This window comes from Sphingomonas larreae (genome assembly GCF_051400595.1).
Taxonomy (GTDB): domain Bacteria; phylum Pseudomonadota; class Alphaproteobacteria; order Sphingomonadales; family Sphingomonadaceae; genus Sphingomonas.
In genome coordinates this window covers 72,640-88,605 of sequence record NZ_JBLFFI010000007.1, presented here as the reverse complement: position 1 = coordinate 88,605, position 15,966 = coordinate 72,640, and the positions used below count along the sequence as shown (strand labels likewise).

Genomic DNA, 15,966 nt, shown 5'->3' with positions numbered 1-15,966 from the left:
CCCCGCCCCCCCCCTTTCGGTCAGAGCGTCCGCTCGTAAACCTGATACACCTTGTTGACGCGGCTTTCGATCGCGGTGGCGATCGAGTTCATCCCCTGATTGTCGTCGAGGATCCACCCGATCTCGCCGCGCGACGCGCCATAATTGGCGACCGACGCCTTGCGGATCGCCTCGATCATCATGAAGGCGAGCTGGCTCGCCAGCCGTGACGATTGCAGCTCCTTGCGCACGCCCATCAGCGGCACGCGCATCGTCCGCACGCGCGGCTTGCGCAGCCACAGCAGCAGCTTGGCCCAGCCGAACGGGAGCAGGCTGCCGTTCAGCGGCCGGATCGCCTCATTCAGGTCGGGCAAGGTGATCATGAACGCCACCGGCTTGCCATCCACCTCGGCAATACGGATCAGATCATTGAACACGATCGGCTTGAGCTTGACGCCGACGTCCTTGATCTCGGGCGGGGTGAGCGGAACGAAGCCCCAATTGTCCGCCCAAGCGTCGTTGAGGATTTCGAGGATAATTGCGGCTTCCTCGTCGAAGCGGCGCTTGTCCACCTCGCGAACGACGATGCTCTTGTTGTTCTCGCCCGAGCGGATGATCCGCTTTACGATCGGAGGGAATTCCTGCGTGATGTCGAGCTCGTAGGTCTGCAGCTGCTTGACCGGGTGATACCCCGCGCGCTCGATCCACTCGCGGTACTCGCGCTTGTGGTGCCCCATCATCACGGTGGGCGCCTGCTCAAAGCCTTGAATCAGCAATCCCGGCTCTTCCCAGATCGACATGCTGATGGGGCCGAGCGCGCGCGTCATCCCGTGCTCGCGCAGCCACGCCTCGGCGCGTGCGAGCAGCGCCGTAAAGACGCCCTCGTCCTCCGCATCCATCAGACCCCATTGCCCGACGCCAGGGCCGAAACCCTGCGCGGCGGGCATCTCCAGCGCCAACGTGTCGATATGCGCCGAGATCCGCCCCACCACACGACCGCCGCGATGCGCAAGGAACAGCTGCGCCTTGGCATGGCTGAACCAGCCGTTCTTCTCGGGCGTGATCAGCCCGAGCGCCTCGCCCTTGAGCGGCGGCACCCAATACGGATCATCCTGGTAGAGCCGGAACGGCAGGTCGACGAACGCCTTGCGCTCGCGCTTGGTGGTCACCGGCGTGAGGGAGAGATCGGACATGGCATTCGCCCGTAAACGGGGAAAGCGATCATGGCGAGTGAGCTTTTACCTGCAACGGTAACGCCGGGCGTCCTGTAAACGCCATGGAGTCGCCACTATGTTACGGCAATGAACAGCGCCATGAACACGATCACTCTCGACCGCGCGGGCGCTACGCCCAGCGCGCCGCGCGTACCGATCGCCGACGACAAGGCGATGCTGCGCGCCGCCGCCGATCTCACGCGAGACCTGGTGCAGCCACGCCCCGCGCTTTACTGGGCCGACCTGATCGGCTCGGCGCTGGTGGGCTATGCCGCGCTCGCAGTGGCCGTTACCGTGGCATCGACCGGCTGGGTGGTCGTGGCGGGCGTCGTCGCGGTGCTCGCGCTGTATCGCGGCATGAGCATGATTCACGAGATCAGCCATATCAAACATGCCGCTCTGCCTGGCTTCCGTACCGGGTGGAACGTGCTGATCGGCGTGCCGATGATGATCCCGTCGTTCATGTACGAGGGGGTGCACAACCTGCACCATGCCAAGACGCGCTATGGTACGTCGGAGGACCCCGAGTATCTCCCGCTCGCGCTCATGCGGCCGTGGACGCTGCCGGTGTTCATCCTGGTATCGGCGCTGGCGCCGCTCGGTCTGCTGATCCGCTATGCACTGCTGGCGCCGCTCTCCACGCTCTCGCCGACGCTGCGCGAGGCGGTGGTGGCGCGCTATTCGGCGCTGTCGATCAACCCGCACTTCCGCCGTCGCCCGCCGCAGGGTGAGGAGAAGGCGCGCTGGACCCGGCTCGAGATGGCCACCAGCCTGTGGGCGATCGCGCTGATCGCGTTGACGGTCGCGGGCGTGGTGTCGCTCAAGGCGTTCGCGATCTTCATGCTGGTCGGCTCGGGTGTCGCGCTGATCAACCAGGTGCGCACGCTCGTGGCACATCTGTGGGAGAATGAGGGCGAGGCGATGAGCGTCACCGCGCAATATCTCGACACCGTCAACGTGCCCCCGCCGGCGCTGCTGCCGGTGCTGTGGGCGCCGGTCGGGCTGCGCTACCACGCGTTGCATCATCTGCTGCCGGGGCTGCCGTATCATGCACTTGCCGAGGCGCACCGCCGCATCTCCGCGGTGCTGGAGCCGGACTCGCCGTATCACAAGGCGAATTACGCCGGCCTGCCGGGGTTGGTCGGCAAGCTCGCCGCCGCGACGATGCGGCCGCGCTGACGAGGTAGGACGCGGCGGGGTCGTTAGGGAACCACGCTGCGTTCTCTCACTTCTGCCATCCTGAACTCCTTTCAGGATCCGGAGTGCCGCTTACTCTACTGCCGCTAATGCTGGCAGCGCCGCGCGTGTGCCAGCGCCACCATGTCACTGCCCAGCCCGCCGGTCTCCTGGTAGCGCGAGGAGAGAACCGCTGTGCGGAGGGGTAACTACTCCTCCGTACGCAGCAGCACCGCCTCGCCGATCAGTAGGAACAGCAGGAACGGCGCCCAGGCGGCGAGGAATGGCGGATAGGCACCGAGATTGCCCATCGCCAGCGCGAACTTGTCCGCCATGAAATAAGCGAAACCGAGCGCCATGCCGATCACCGCGCGCAGGAACAATGCGCCTGAGCGCGCGATGCCGAACGCCGCCACCGCGCCGAGCAGCGGCATCAGCACCGACGACAGCGGCCCGGACAATTTGTGCCACAACACGCCCTCGAGCGACTCGGTCGGTCGCCCGGCCTCTTCCAGGTCGCCGATCGCGGTGCGCAACCCGGCGAACGACAGCGCGTCGCCATCGACATTGGCCAGCGTGAACTGATCCGGCGTCACGCCGCGCGCCACCACCACCGCGCCCAACGAAGTGAGCGCGCCCGAGGTGACGTCGAACCGCTTGGCCGGCCACACCTTCCAGCCGTCACCCTGGCGCACACCATTGGGCGCGGTGATCAGCCCGCGCAGCCCGCCGTCGGGGTTGCGCTCGTAGACCGCGACGCCACCGAGCTGCGCCGCATTGCCGCGCCCGCTGATCCGATCGGCCGAGATCAGATTGTTGTCCGCGCGCACCCAGACGTTCGAGCGATCGCCGCGGTCGAGCGGCATGGCGCCGTAATTCACTTTCTGCCAGGCGCTCAGCTCCGCGGTCGCGCGGCTGACCACACGGTCGTTGAAGGCGAAGGTGACCAACGCGATCCCCACGCTCGCGCTTACCAGTGGCGCCAGCACCTGATGCGCTGACAGGCCGGAGGCCTTGAGCGCGACCACCTCGCTGTTGGCGTTCATCGTGATCAGCGTCAGCACGGTGCCGAGCAGCACCGAGAACGGCAGGAACGTCGAGATGATCTGCGGCGCCCGCAGCGAGACGTAGCGCCACACCTCGGCATCGCCGTTGCCTGCCGTGGCGAGGATGCGCCCGCTCTCGCTCAGCAGATCGAGCGTCTGCAGCACCAGCACCAGCCCGAACAGGATACCGAACGTGCGCGTGAGGAACAGCCGCGCCATATAGATGGCGACGGTGCGCGACGGGAAAAAGGCGCTCATGCGCGCGCCTCCTTGCGCCGGCGACCGGGAAGGTAGCGCGCCACCGCCGCCCAAGCCTTGCCGAAGAAGCGCTCCAGCGCGCCGATCGGCTGTCCGCCGGGAACATAGGCCAGGGTGTAATACATCCACAGGATCAGCGCGCCGAACAGCAGGAATGGCGCCCATAGCGCGATGAGCGGGTCCACCGCGCCGCGTTCGCCCAGTGCCGCGGCATATTGGTTGATCTTGTGATAGGTCACTACCATCACGATCGACAGGAACACGCCAAGCGCCGAGCTGGAGCGCTTGGGCGGCACGCCCAGCGACACCGCCAGCAGCGGCAGCAGGAACATCATCGCCACCTCGACGACGCGGAAATGGAACTCGGCGCGGCTGCCGTCACGCTGCGCCTCGCTGGCGTTCGCGGCATGGCCGAGCTTGGCGAGCTGGGGCAGCGTATATTCGAGATTCTTGCCCCCGCGCGTGCGGAAGCTCTCGAACCGCGGCAGATTGATCGGCAAATCGTGCGCGGTGAAGGTCAGCGTGCGCGGCGTGGGGAAATCCGGGCGGTTGTGGATCAACGTGCCGTCGGTCAGCCGGAAGATGATCACATTGGGATCGTCGGTGGCGAGAAACTGCCCGGTCTCGGCGGTGACGCCGACCCAGTCGTTGCGCGGGGTGAGCGCGTGAACGAAGATGCCGGAGAGCCGGCGCCCGCTGTCCTGGCTGCGCTCGATCCGCAGCGTCATGCGATCGCCCAGATGGGTGAATTCGCCCACCTTGATCGACGCGCCGAGCGCGCCGGTGCGCAGCTCGAAGCGCAGCTTCTCGTAATTGTACCGCGCCAGCGGCTGGACATAGCCGACGATGGCGATGTTGAGCGCCGCCAGCACGATCGCGTACATGTACGGCACGCGCAGCAGCCGCGAGTAGCTCATGCCGACGCCCCGCATCACGTCGAGTTCGCTCGACGTGGCGATCCGCCGAAAGGCGAGCAGCACGCCCAGCATCAGCCCGATCGGGATACCGAGGCCGAGATATTCGGGCAGCAGGTTGGCCAGCATCTTCCACACCACGCTGACCGGACCGCCCTGCGTGATGACGAAGTCGAACAGCCGCCCGATCCGATCGAGGATCAGCAGCATCGAGGCGATCAGCAGCGTGGCGAACAGCGGCAGCGCGATCAGCCGGGCCATGTAGCGGTCGATCGAAGTGAACAAGGTGCGGCGCCGCCTCGTGGCATCGGGCGTAAGGCCCTGGTGAGGGTGCGGCTATAAGCGCGCACGGCGCGTGCGTCAGCAGCGAAAAGCGCGAGGGCGGACGGTGCGGAGGACGCGCCGCGATGCGTTGGAGACTTTGCCCTAACCCATCAAGTTCTGCCCTTCAGAGTTCCTCTGCAAAGCTCTTCCGCCATCCCGGACTGGGTCCGGGATCCAGCGTGCCGCGCACTCCTTAGCCATCGCTCTTGCGGAGGAGTGGATTCCGGACATCCTCCGGGATGACGCAAGGTGACGAGCGATCCGGAGTTTAGCAGATGGATCCTCTCAGGGGGCAGGCTGGATGAGAAATCGAGGTCTTACCGAGTTTGCCACCTGCACCTCACCCCATCCTCTACCTAGGAGGAGAGGACTGAATCTCGCGCGATGACACCACCGCTCCATCTATTCGGTCCGGCGGGGTACGTTCTACGGCGGCATCAGGATGACGGCAGCCCGCTCGTCACCCGGTAACACTCACGCTGCCACCCGCGCCGGCGGGTCGTCGTGCGGCGCCGCCGCGCTTGCCACCGCGCGCTCCAGCGCGGCCAGCGTGAAGGGCTTGCGCAGCACCGGACGGCCGCCGAGATCGATCGCCTCGTCCGCGCCTCCCGCAAAGCCGGTGACGAACAGCACCGGGACGCGCGCGTGCGCCACCGCCAGCCCGGCGACCATCTCCGGGCCGGTCAGCGTCGGCATCAGCACGTCGGACAGGATTAGATCGACCCGCTCCATCGCTGCGAGCAATGCGCCGGCGCGCGTCGGGTCGTCGCAGGCATGCGGCAGGTGACCGAGCTCGCGAAGCGCGTCCATCGTCGCCGGCAGCACGCGCGGATCATCCTCCACCACCAGGATATGCAGGCCGCTGGTGTCCGACGCCGCGGCTGGCGGCGCGGCCGGCACCACGGGCGGAGCCGCCGGCGCCGCGAGCGCGACACGCTCGCGGGGCAGCAGCAGCGTCACCGTCGTACCCACGCCTACCACCGAATCGATCGCGACGTCGCCGCCGATCTGGCGCGCGAACGAGAAGACCTGGCTTAGTCCCAGCCCCGTGCCCTTGCCGACCGGCTTGGTGGTGAAGAACGGCTCGAACACGCGCTCCACCACCTCCGGCGCCATGCCGCAGCCGTTGTCGCTCACCGCCAGCGCGACGAAATCGTCGCCCGCGACGGTGCGCCGCGCGGCGCGAACCGCGAGCGTACCGCGCCCCTGCATCGCGTCGCGCGCATTGACCGCAAGGTTCACGAGCGAGTTCTCGAGCTGGACCCGGTCGGCGCGGGTGCACCAGCCAGCGCTCTCGTCGGTGAACCGCACCGAAATGCCGTCCCCCAGCGTGCGGCCGATCAGATCGGCGAGACCGTCGAACAGCGTCGTCACGGCGATCGTCTCGGGGTTGATCGCGGTCTCGCGCGCAAAGGCGAGCAGTTGCTGGGTCAGCGCGGCGGCCCGCTGCGCGCCGTCGTGCGCGCTGGCGAGATGGCGCGCGGCCGACCCCGGATCGATCCGGATCGCGCGCTGCGCCAGCTCGACCCCGCCCAGCACGACCGCAAGCATATTGTTGAAATCGTGCGCGATCCCGCCGGTGAGCTGGCCCACCGCCTCCATCTTCTGGATCTGTCGCAGCCGCGCTTCCTGCGCGCGCAGCTCTGCCGTGGCCTGGGCCACCGCCTGCGCGAGCTCCTCCGCGCGGTCGCGCTGCGCGTCCGCCTCGCCGCGGGCGGCGGCATGTTCGGCATGCGCGGACACCACCGCCCAGCCGAGCCAGATCACGCCCACCACCAGCAGGAGCCCGAAAGCGGCGAGCACCTTGGCCATCATGCTCGAGCGGCGCACCGACGCCTGCGCGTGGCTGGTTCGCGCCTCGAGCAGGGCGCGCTCCTGCGCCACCAGCGCGTCGAGTCCGCTGTTGATGCGATTGAGCGAGTCGGACGTGCTGCTGTGATAGAAGCGCGCCAGTGCCTGGCTGTTCTTGCGGTAGTTGGTGTTGAGCGCGGTGAGCGCGAGTTCGTCGCCGCGCTCGCCGAAGGCCTTGCGGATGTCGGCGAGGTGACCCGCCTGCACCGCATTGTCGTGGGTCAGCTTCTCGAGTCGGTCGATCGTCTCGTCGGCGCGGCGCCAATCCTCGAAATACAGCCGCCCGAGCTGCTGGTCGCCCGAGATCACATACCGCCCGAGTGACGCCTCCGAGCGCGCGATCGTGCCCTGCAGCGTGCGCACCAGGATCATCACGTCATAGCTATGACGCTGCGCCGCCAGCGCATCGTCGCGCTGGTGGTTGGCGCCGCGCAATGTCAACAGCAATGCGCCGAGCACCGCCACGCCCAGCAGCGCCATCGCCCAAAGGGCGACGGTGCCCCGGATGGAGGTGGCTCCCCCGTGCTCGGCCGCGTCGTTCGTCACCCCCTCCGTATACCTTACCGGAGGTTAACGAAAAACCTAATGCGTGCCGATCGCCCCGACCTGCTGACCCGCCGCGGCGAACATCGCGATCACGCGGCCGATCTGCTCGGCGCTGTGCTCGGCGCAGATCGAACAGCGCAGCAGGAAGGTGCCTGCTGGCGTCGCCGGCGGCCGCGCGACGTTGACGTACAGCCCGGCCTCGAGCAGCCCCTGCCACATCGCCACCGCCTGTTCCTGATCCTCCAGGATCACCGCGACGATTGCCGAATCGGGCGAGTCGGTGCCGAGCCGGAAGCCGAGCGCCTTGAGCCCGCCGTGAAGTTGCCGCGCATTGTTCCAGAGCCGCGCGCGCTTCTCGTGCGCGTGCATCAGCTTGCGCACCGAGGTGGCGGCGGTGGCGACGACCGAGGGCGGCAGCGAGGCGGTGAAGATGTAAGGACGGCACGACAGGCGCAGCGCCTCGAACTTGGGATGGTTCGAGATGCAGAAGCCGCCGACGGTGCCGACCGACTTGGAGAAGGTGCCGATCACGAAGTCCACGTCGCGGCCGAGTTCCAGCCCCAGCTCCTCGTATACGCCGCGGCCGTGCTCGCCGAAGAAGCCCATTGAATGCGCCTCGTCGACCAGCACCATACAGCCGTGCTTGCGCGCCACAGCGACCATCTCACGCAGCGGCGCAATGTCGCCGAGCATCGAATAGACGCCCTCGAGCACCACCAGCTTGCCCGGCTCCTTGGGCAGGCGGCCGAGGCGCTTGTCGAGGTCCTCGATTGAGTTGTGGCGAAAGCGGACGATCTCGGCGTCGCCTATCTTGCAGCCGTCGTAGATCGAGGCGTGGCTGTCGGCGTCGAGGATGACATATTCGCCGCGCCCGGCGATGGTGGAGATCACGCCGAGATTGGCCTGGTAGCCGGTCGAGAAGACGATCGCGTGCTCGGCGCCGTAGAACTCGCGCAGCGCGTCCTCGGCGTCGACATGGTCGCGGAAGGTGCCGTTGAGCATGCGGCTGCCGTTGGTGCCGCTGCCGAACTGCTCCAGCGCGCGCTTGCCCGCCGCGATCACGTCGGGGTCGAACGTCATGCCCATGTAATTGTAGGTGCCGAGCAGGATCGTCTCCTGCCCGCGGATCACCGCGGTGGTGGGCGAGCGCACCTCCTCCATGACGATGCCGAAGGGATCGCGCACGCCCGAGGACATCAGCCTGTCGCGTTCGGCGATCAGCGGATCGAACTTGGCGAACAGGTCACGCGCGGTCGGTGCGGGCGCGACGGTCTCGGGCAGCGCCTCGGGCTGGAGGCCGGTCTCGGTCATCGCCCTCAGCCCCGCAGCTTCTCGACCGCGTCGGCGAGCTGCCCCACGGTCTCGATCTCGGCCTGCATGTTCATCGTGATGATGATGTCGAACTCGTCCTCGATCGCGGCGACGAAGTCCATCACGGTGAGCGAGTCCCACTCCAGGCCGCCCTGGAAGGTGGTCGCCTCGGTGATGTCGATGCCCTTCTTGTTGAAGGGTTCGATCTGCGCGCGGAGCGTGTCGAGGATCGCGGTACGGTCAGTCATAAGCTCGGCTGTGGCCTTGAAATGCGGCGGATGTCGGGCCGCGCTATAGCAGCCCCTGGGCGCGATACCATCGCGCCGTGGCGGCCAGCCCCTCGCCCGCCCCGATCCGCGGCTGCCATAGCGCGGCGGGTGGCGTCTTGGCGGGGTCGGCGGTCCAGTCGGGGTGGACCATATAGGCGACGCGGTCGGCGGTGAGCTTGGCGCTCGCGCCGCGGACCAGCGCGTCCCCGCGCGCGGCGAGGCGGAGCAGCGCGGCGGGCAGCGGCAGCGGCAGCGCGGGGCGGCCGACCGCGGTGGCGATGGCGCGCGCGAAGTCGGTGTAGCGCAGGGCGCCGTCGGGGCTGGCGGGCTCATAGATGGCGTGCGCGCCCGCGCCCGGCCGCTCGGCGAGCGCCAGCAGCAGGCGCGCGAGGTCGTCGACATGGATGATCGAGAGCCGGCCGTTCGGCGGCAACGGCACCACGCCGCGCCGCGCGGCGCGGAACAGATCGCGCTGCTCCATGTCGCCGGGGCCGTAGACGCCGGGCGGGCGGACGATCGTCCAGTCGAGCCCGCTGGCACCAACCTCCGCTTCCGCGCCTGCCTTGGACCAGCCGTAGTTGGAGAGCGCGGGCTCGCGCGCGGCGAGCGAGGAGACGTGGACGAAGCGGGCGACTCCCCACACCTTGGCCGCCTCGACCACGGCGCGCGTGCCCTCGACGTTGGCGGCGGCGAAGCCGGCGCGGTCGGGCGCGTTCACCGCACCGGCGACATGGACCACCGCGTCGGCGGTCGAGACCAGCGCCGAGAGTGCTGCGGCGTCGTCGAGCGCGCCGCTCACCCAGGTCACGCCGTCGCGCTCGGGCTGCTGCCGCCGTGCCAGTGCGCGGACGTAGTGCCCCGCGGCGAGCGCCTGCTCCAGCAGCGCGCCGCCGACGAAGCCGGTCGCGCCGGTCAGCGCGAGGATCACAGCAGCGCCATATGGTTGCGGTGGACCAGCGCGGCGCGCGGAGCATAGCCGAGGATCGCTGCCTGCTCGTCGCTGCGGCGCCCGATCAGCCGCGTCGCCTCGGCCGCGTCATATTCGGCGAGGCCGCGCGCGATCGTCCCCGTGGGTCCCTCGATGGTGACGAGATCTCCGCGCGCGAATTTCCCCTCCACCCGCGTCACGCCGGCGGCGAGCAGGCTGCGCCCCTCGGTCAGCGCGCGCGCCGCCCCCACGTCAACGTGGATCGCTCCGCGCGCGGTGAGCCCGCCGGCGAGCCACGCCTTGCGCGCGGGCGCGCTGCGCTCGGCGGCGAAGAGCGTGTGCCGCGCCGCGGCCGACAGCGGCGATTCGGCACGCCCCGAGGCGATCGCCAGCGCGGCGCCGGCGGCATTGGCGATGCGCGCCGCCGCGATCTTGGAGACCATGCCGCCGGAGCCCATGCCCGAGGCCGAGCCGTGATCCGCCATCGCCTCGATCGCGGCGTCGATCCGCTCCACCCGCGCGATATGCTGCGCCCCCGGCAGCGCGGGGTTGCGATCGTATAGTCCATCGACATCGGACAGCAGCACCACTCCCTGCGCGCCTGCCGCCTGCGCGACGCGCGCGGCGAGCCGGTCGTTGTCGCCGAAGCGGATCTCCTCGGTGGCGACCGAGTCGTTCTCGTTGATCACGGGCACGACGCCGAGCTGGAGCAGCCGGTTGAGCGTCGCGGCGGCATTGAGATAGCGCCGCCGCTCCTCCAGATCGCCGAGCGTCACCAGTATCTGCGCCGCCGTCAGCCCGCACGCGCCGAGCACCTCGGCCCACACCCCGGCGAGCGCGATCTGACCGGTTGCCGCCGCAGCCTGCGCGTCCTCCAGGCTGGCGCGTCCACCCTTGGTGAGGCCCAGTCGCCGCGCCCCAAGCGCGATCGCGCCCGACGAGACGACCGCGACCTGCTGCCCGGCCGCGGCCCGCGCCGCAATCGCCGCGGCGATCTGCTCCAGCCACGCGCGGCGCACCCCGCCGTGATCGTCGACGAGCAGCGCCGAGCCGATCTTGACGATCAGGCGCGGACAGGTGGCGGGCGGGAAGAGCGACATGGCACCCGAGCGGTTAGCGCGCGGCGCGGTCGTGCTCAATCGTCGCGGGCACTCCCCTTCCCTCCGGACAGAGGCGCGCCTATCTTGCCCCCATGGCCACGCTCGCACCCGATATCGCACTCACCCCCGCCGCCGCCGCGCGCGTCGCGGCGATCGCGGCGCGGCAGAACAAGCCTGCCATCCTGCGTCTTGCGGTGGAGGGCGGCGGCTGCTCGGGATTTCAGTATCGCTTCGGCTTCGCCGACGCACCTGACGCGGCCGACGTGGTGGTGGAGACCGATGGCGTGCGGCTGGTGGTCGACGACGTCAGTCTCGATCTCGTCCGCGGCGCGAGCGTCGACTATGTCGAGTCGCTCGGCGGCGCCTCGTTCAAGGTCGAGAACCCCAATGCGGCGAGCGGCTGCGGCTGCGGCACCAGCTTCTCCATTTGACCCCGCGCTGAACGAGCGCGTCCGGCTCCACCGCACGGCCACCTCGTTATTCGCCTCTCCCCCGCGAGCGAGTGCGTAGGGGGCCTAGACGCGCGAAAGGCGGGCCACGTCGCCGTGACCCGCCCTCCGTGCGACCCCGAAGGGTAGGCGTTACTTCGACTTGTCTGCCGCGGTGCTGACGGCATCGCCGGCCGACGACACGTCCTTACCGACGCCGCCCACCGTGTTGCACGCTGCCACCAGCACCGCGCCGGCCAGAGCCGCGACCGTCATCATCTTACGCATCGACCTGTCTCCTGGAAGAACAACTGACCAATGCGCCGCGACGGCGAACGTTCCACGCGCGCAACAGCGGCGGGGCAACGAGGTTTTGCGGCGAAAGGATAAAGGCCCGGAAGCGTCACCGGGGGGGGGGAGGGGTGGACGCTTCCGGGCCTATGTCACGGACAGCGAGAGCGGGGGGGCATAAAGTCGCTGTCCGGGTAGCTGAACGGCCGCTTGGAAGAACGGTTCCGCAATGCCGCGACATTTTCCTAAATCGAATAAAAAGAAGTGTTTACTCGCTGCCGGTGACCGCAATCGCGATCTCATAGGCGCCCGCCAGCGGATCATGATCGAGCGAGGAGCGGAGCTGGCGGGTAAGACCTTCGATCACGCGGCCATAGCGATGCCCGAGACCGTCGCGCAGAATGTCGCTGTCGACCAGCGCGCGCGACGAGAGGCGCAGCGTCGCGCGATCCGCCACGCGGTTCGCCGGCGGCTTGAGCGAGATGCGCAGCTGCGCCTCGGGAGAGCAGGTCATCGCCAGCTCGACCAGCTCGGTCACCAGGAAGGCGACCGCCACTGCGACGTCCTGGGTGACATAGAAGGGGTCGATGTCGAGGATGATGCTGATTCGCGTGCCCTCGGGCGCGGTGGCGCGGATACTGGACGCGAGCTCCCCCAACACCGAGCGCAAGCCGACCCCGCGATTCTCCTCCATCTCGGCGAAATGATAGCGGTGCACCACCGCCAGCGCGTCGACGCGGCGCTGGATCGAGGCATAGGCCTGGGTCGCTTCCGCGCTCTTTGCGCCGCGCGCGTGGAAGTTGATCAGGCTGGAGATCACCTGAAGGTTGTTCTTGACGCGATGGTGCACCTCGCGCGTCAGCTTGGTCTGGCGCACCAGCCCTTCGGCGAGCCCGGCCTCATGCAGCGCGACGGTACGGCTGAGAGCGCGGAACGTGTCGCCGAGATCGCGGATTTCCTGCGCTGGCAATGCCCGCAACATCGCGGTATCGGGTTCGTCGCCCGGCACATAATCGGCGATGCTGCCGCGCAGCGCGCGCAGCGGCGCGATCAGCAGCCGGTCTACCACGAACCAACTGATCGCCGCCGCGAGCGCCCACATCAGCAGCGGCAGCGCCAGCGCGATCAGCAGCGGTGAGCTGATCGGTGCGCTGCGAACCTGCATCTCGAGCGCGAGACCGGCGATGGCGAGATCGTTGCGCGCCGCCTCGCGTCGCTCGAACGCGCTCTCACGCGCGAGCGGATCGAGTTCGAGCCGGTCGTTGCCGAGCGTCAGCGTCGAGCCATAGTCGAGCGCGAACCCGCTTGGCCGGCTCAGCTGCTGGAGAAACGTCGCGGGGAAAAAGGCGGCGGCGCTCACGCCGTTGCTCCGTCCCGCCACGCGCAGCATGAGCCCGCGCCGATGGCCCGGCGCGGCGTCGACGATCCGGGCACTGATCACTGACGGGTCCGACTGGCGCGCGAATGCCGCAGCGCCGGGGAAAGGCTCCCCGCAGAGCGGCTGGCCGCGTCGGTCCAGGATGACGAAGCTGGTGCCGGCCGCGGACTGCTGTGCGAACACGCCCTGCGCGCGGGCGCAGCTGGGCGCATCGGCGCGGTCGGCATTGAGGGCATCAACCGCCACGCGCAGTGCGGTCATGTCACCGACCAGCTCGATCGCGATCGCGCGGCTCGACTCGGCCGCCGCGACGCGCAGGTGCGAGCGCAGCTCGGTGTCGGCGAGCTGGGTGACGCGCAAGGTGGCGAAGATCGCGATCAGCGCCAGCGGGAGCAGCGCGATGCTGAGGATCAGAAACAATTTCGCCCCGGTGGGCCAGCGATGGATCACATCGCCTCGCCCCGCGGACAGGCGCGGGACGTCAGCGGCCGGGGCCTCGGCCACCTCGATCAGTCAAGCTTGCCGAGCAAGGAGAGCAGATCATCCGGCACGGCTTCCTCGACGGTCTTTTGATACACGGAGCGCAGCGCCGAACCCATGTCCCGATTCTTGGAATGCGCGACGGTGCCCTTCTTCGGCTTCTCCGGCGCTTTCTTGTCCGACGTCAACGTTTACCCCCAAGACTACCCGGCCCCAGCGACCGCTGGGCGGGTCGAGCGGACACGATGGAACATCCCATTGCTGCCGGCACGGTTGGCCGTGCTCGGCGGATGAAACCAAATAGCCCTTCGATGGTTCCCCCGGCACGCGACGAAAATCGCCGGCCGGGGAGAGCTTATCGCCGCGGCCGCGCGACGCTCGCGCATGGTTTCACGACGCACGGCGACGCTGCTTGAGCGCTCGTTCGTGAGGGAGGGCTTTCTACATATGTCGCTCGGACAACAACTCGCGCCCCATCTTCCGTTCCTGCGCCGCTATGGTCGCGCGCTGACGGGCAGCCAGGCGCAGGGCGACCGCTATGTGCGCGCGACGCTGGAGGCGATCGTGGCCGCGCCCGACGAGTTCCCGCGCGACGTCGATCCCCGGCTCGGCCTGTATCGGACCTTCCAGGCGATCTGGAACTCGGCGAATTTCGACGAGGTCGACAGCGCCGAGCCGGCAGAGGAGCAGGAGGCAGTGGCACGCGCGCGGCTGTCGCGGATGACGCCCCTGTCGCGCCAGGCGCTGCTGCTCACCGCGATGGAGGGCTTCACGCCCGAGGACGCGGCCTATCTGATCGAGGTGGAGCCGGCCGAGGTCGACTCGCTTGTCGCCGAGGCGCTCGCCGAAATCGAGAAGCAAACGCGAGCGCGCGTGCTGATCATCGAGGACGAGCCGATCATCGCGATGGATATCGAGTCGATCGTGCGCGATCTCGGCCATGAGGTGACCGGCGTGGCGGTGACCCGCGACGAGGCGGTGGCGCTGGCGATGGAGGATCGCCCCGGCCTGGTGCTCGCCGACATCCAGCTCGCAGACGACAGTTCGGGGATCGACGCGGTGAAGGACATCCTCGCCGAGTTCAACGTGCCCGTGATCTTCATCACCGCCTTCCCCGAGCGGCTGCTCACCGGCGAGCGGCCCGAGCCAACCTTCCTGATCACCAAGCCGTTCCAGCGCTCGACGGTGAAGGCGGCGATCAGCCAGGCGCTGTTCTTCGACGAGACCACCATCCCCGCCTAACCGGTCGGCGCGGTGTATCCGCGGCATCCTCGCGCCCCGGCGCCGCGCCTGCGGTCCCGGCGCGCGCGGGGACTCTTGCCGCTCGCGTGCGAGTTGAGGGCCGGCAAGCAGGCCATCGATCCCGGCGAGCAAAGGCAGGAGAATGCATCCGATCCTTCCCGCCCGCCTTGTCGTTTCGATCTTCCTTACGGACCCAAAACGGTCTCGGTGCGTTGAGGGGCAATGGCAGACGAGAACGATCGAGTGCACCTCGAGACCGACGAGGCCCGCGCCGGCAGCACCCCGGGCATGACCCGCTATATTCTAGCGGCGTCGCTGGTTTTGATCGTTGTGGCGTTCGCTGCCATCCTGCTGTCCTGACGCGATGCTCGAACAAGTGGTGGCGGACGGTCTGGCCAAGCGGCCGGACGATACCTATCTTGCAAGCTCGGGCGAGCGCCAGAATGGCGCCGCGCCAGCACGACGGAGCGGCATGACCCAATCTTCCTCGCACGAGAACGAGGCGTCGGCTCCTCCGGCGCCGACGGAATATGTCGCGCTGTCGGATCCCGAGTTCAAGAAGCAGCTCGCGCTGGTCATTCCCCATCTGCGCGCGTTCGGGCGGTCGCTCTCGGGCAATCGTGATCTCGCCGACGATCTGGTGCAGGAGACGCTGCTCAAGGCTTGGGCGGCACGCAAGCGCTTCCAGGCGGGCACCAATATGCGCGCCTGGACCTTCATCATCCTGCGCAATCTGTTCCTCAGCCAGATGCGACGCGCGCGCTTCAAGGGCGAGTGGGACGATCTGGTCGCGGATCGCGTCCTTGCCGCGCCCGCGAGCCAGGACAAGCACGTCGAGCTCGCCGACATGCAGCGCGCGCTCATGCACCTGCCGCAGCCACAGCGCGAGGCGCTGATCCTGGTCGGCGCGGGTGGCTTTGCGTATGAGGAAGCGGCCGACATCTGCGGCGTCGCTGTGGGTACGATCAAGAGCCGCGTCGCGCGCGGCCGCGTCGCGCTCGAGGCACTGATGACCGATGGGGCGCTCTCGTCGCGTCGCGATCATGAGGTGAGCGGTGATCGTACGACGCTCGACTCGATCATGAACGAGGTCGACGAACTGAGTCGCGATCGCGACGCCTGACCTGAGGCCGCGTGCCGATGTGGCGAGCGGGGATTGTTGCCCGGCCGCCCGGTCGGCGCTTGCTTGAATGTGCGCTGGCATGGATCATCCGCCAGCAGCAGTAGCGGC

16 protein-coding genes are annotated in these 15,966 nt (G+C 68.5%); 5 read left to right on the top strand and 11 right to left on the bottom strand.

What is annotated here, in order from left to right:
• Positions 1–20: 20 nt before the first annotated feature.
• Positions 21–1,172 carry a GNAT family N-acetyltransferase gene (locus ACMGDM_RS18510; RefSeq protein WP_436805603.1) on the bottom strand — a complete coding sequence of 384 codons (1,152 nt, stop codon included), beginning with the start codon at positions 1,170–1,172 and terminating at the stop codon, positions 21–23.
• A gap of 120 nt (positions 1,173–1,292) precedes the next feature.
• Here ACMGDM_RS18510 and ACMGDM_RS18505 point away from each other — a divergent pair, with 120 nt between their 5' ends.
• Positions 1,293–2,372: a fatty acid desaturase family protein gene (locus tag ACMGDM_RS18505; RefSeq protein ID WP_436805602.1), complete on the top strand. Its 1,080-nt coding sequence runs from the start codon at positions 1,293–1,295 to the stop codon at positions 2,370–2,372.
• A gap of 206 nt (positions 2,373–2,578) precedes the next feature.
• Here ACMGDM_RS18505 and lptG read toward each other — a convergent pair whose 3' ends face one another.
• The 7 genes from lptG to proB all read right to left on the bottom strand — a co-directional run bounded on the left by lptG (position 2,579) and on the right by proB (position 10,916).
• Positions 2,579–3,673 (bottom strand): LPS export ABC transporter permease LptG, encoded by a 1,095-nt coding sequence (gene lptG, locus ACMGDM_RS18500; protein ID WP_436805601.1) that lies wholly within the window; start codon positions 3,671–3,673, stop codon positions 2,579–2,581.
• Complete coding sequence (gene lptF, locus ACMGDM_RS18495) at positions 3,670–4,848, bottom strand: LPS export ABC transporter permease LptF (RefSeq protein ID WP_436805600.1); 1,179 nt, start codon at positions 4,846–4,848, stop codon at positions 3,670–3,672. The genes lptG and lptF overlap by 4 nt, the downstream gene beginning before the upstream one ends.
• Positions 4,849–5,385: 537 nt before the next feature.
• The gene (locus ACMGDM_RS18490; protein WP_436805599.1) at positions 5,386–7,308 is read right to left on the bottom strand and encodes an ATP-binding protein; all 1,923 of its coding nucleotides are present in this window, start codon (positions 7,306–7,308) and stop codon (positions 5,386–5,388) included.
• A 36-nt stretch (positions 7,309–7,344) separates the two neighbouring features.
• Entirely contained in the window at positions 7,345–8,619 is a 1,275-nt protein-coding gene (gene spt, locus ACMGDM_RS18485) for a serine palmitoyltransferase (RefSeq protein ID WP_436805598.1), read from the bottom strand.
• A gap of 5 nt (positions 8,620–8,624) precedes the next feature.
• On the bottom strand, positions 8,625–8,867 hold the full coding sequence (locus ACMGDM_RS18480) for an acyl carrier protein (RefSeq protein ID WP_436805597.1): 243 nt from the start codon (positions 8,865–8,867) through the stop codon (positions 8,625–8,627).
• Positions 8,868–8,910: 43 nt separating this feature from the next.
• Entirely contained in the window at positions 8,911–9,816 is a 906-nt protein-coding gene (locus ACMGDM_RS18475; protein ID WP_436805596.1) for an NAD-dependent epimerase/dehydratase family protein, read from the bottom strand.
• Entirely contained in the window at positions 9,813–10,916 is a 1,104-nt protein-coding gene (proB, locus tag ACMGDM_RS18470; protein WP_436805595.1) for a glutamate 5-kinase, read from the bottom strand. The genes ACMGDM_RS18475 and proB overlap by 4 nt, the downstream gene beginning before the upstream one ends.
• A gap of 92 nt (positions 10,917–11,008) precedes the next feature.
• Between proB and erpA the strand changes: the two genes are divergently transcribed.
• Positions 11,009–11,347: an iron-sulfur cluster insertion protein ErpA gene (gene erpA, locus ACMGDM_RS18465; protein WP_436805594.1), complete on the top strand. Its 339-nt coding sequence runs from the start codon at positions 11,009–11,011 to the stop codon at positions 11,345–11,347.
• 150 nt (positions 11,348–11,497) lie between these two features.
• Here the strand turns inward: erpA and ACMGDM_RS18460 are convergent, their stop codons facing one another.
• From ACMGDM_RS18460 to ACMGDM_RS18450, 3 genes are all read right to left on the bottom strand, one after another.
• On the bottom strand, positions 11,498–11,632 hold the full coding sequence (locus ACMGDM_RS18460) for an entericidin A/B family lipoprotein (protein ID WP_436805593.1): 135 nt from the start codon (positions 11,630–11,632) through the stop codon (positions 11,498–11,500).
• A gap of 271 nt (positions 11,633–11,903) precedes the next feature.
• Positions 11,904–13,463, bottom strand: coding sequence for a sensor histidine kinase (locus tag ACMGDM_RS18455; protein ID WP_436805592.1), 1,560 nt, complete (start codon positions 13,461–13,463; stop codon positions 11,904–11,906).
• Positions 13,464–13,522: 59 nt separating this feature from the next.
• Positions 13,523–13,681 carry a NepR family anti-sigma factor gene (locus ACMGDM_RS18450; RefSeq protein WP_260181586.1) on the bottom strand — a complete coding sequence of 53 codons (159 nt, stop codon included), beginning with the start codon at positions 13,679–13,681 and terminating at the stop codon, positions 13,523–13,525.
• Positions 13,682–13,940: 259 nt separating this feature from the next.
• On the opposite strand from ACMGDM_RS18450, the gene ACMGDM_RS18445 reads away from it, so the two are divergent.
• The 3 genes from ACMGDM_RS18445 to ACMGDM_RS18435 all read left to right on the top strand — a co-directional run bounded on the left by ACMGDM_RS18445 (position 13,941) and on the right by ACMGDM_RS18435 (position 15,858).
• The gene (locus ACMGDM_RS18445; RefSeq protein WP_436805591.1) at positions 13,941–14,735 is read left to right on the top strand and encodes a response regulator; all 795 of its coding nucleotides are present in this window, start codon (positions 13,941–13,943) and stop codon (positions 14,733–14,735) included.
• A gap of 222 nt (positions 14,736–14,957) precedes the next feature.
• On the top strand, positions 14,958–15,095 hold the full coding sequence (locus tag ACMGDM_RS18440; RefSeq protein WP_436805590.1) for a hypothetical protein: 138 nt from the start codon (positions 14,958–14,960) through the stop codon (positions 15,093–15,095).
• Between the two features lie 112 nt (positions 15,096–15,207).
• Positions 15,208–15,858 (top strand): sigma-70 family RNA polymerase sigma factor, encoded by a 651-nt coding sequence (locus ACMGDM_RS18435; RefSeq protein WP_436805642.1) that lies wholly within the window; start codon positions 15,208–15,210, stop codon positions 15,856–15,858.
• Positions 15,859–15,966: the final 108 nt, after the last annotated feature.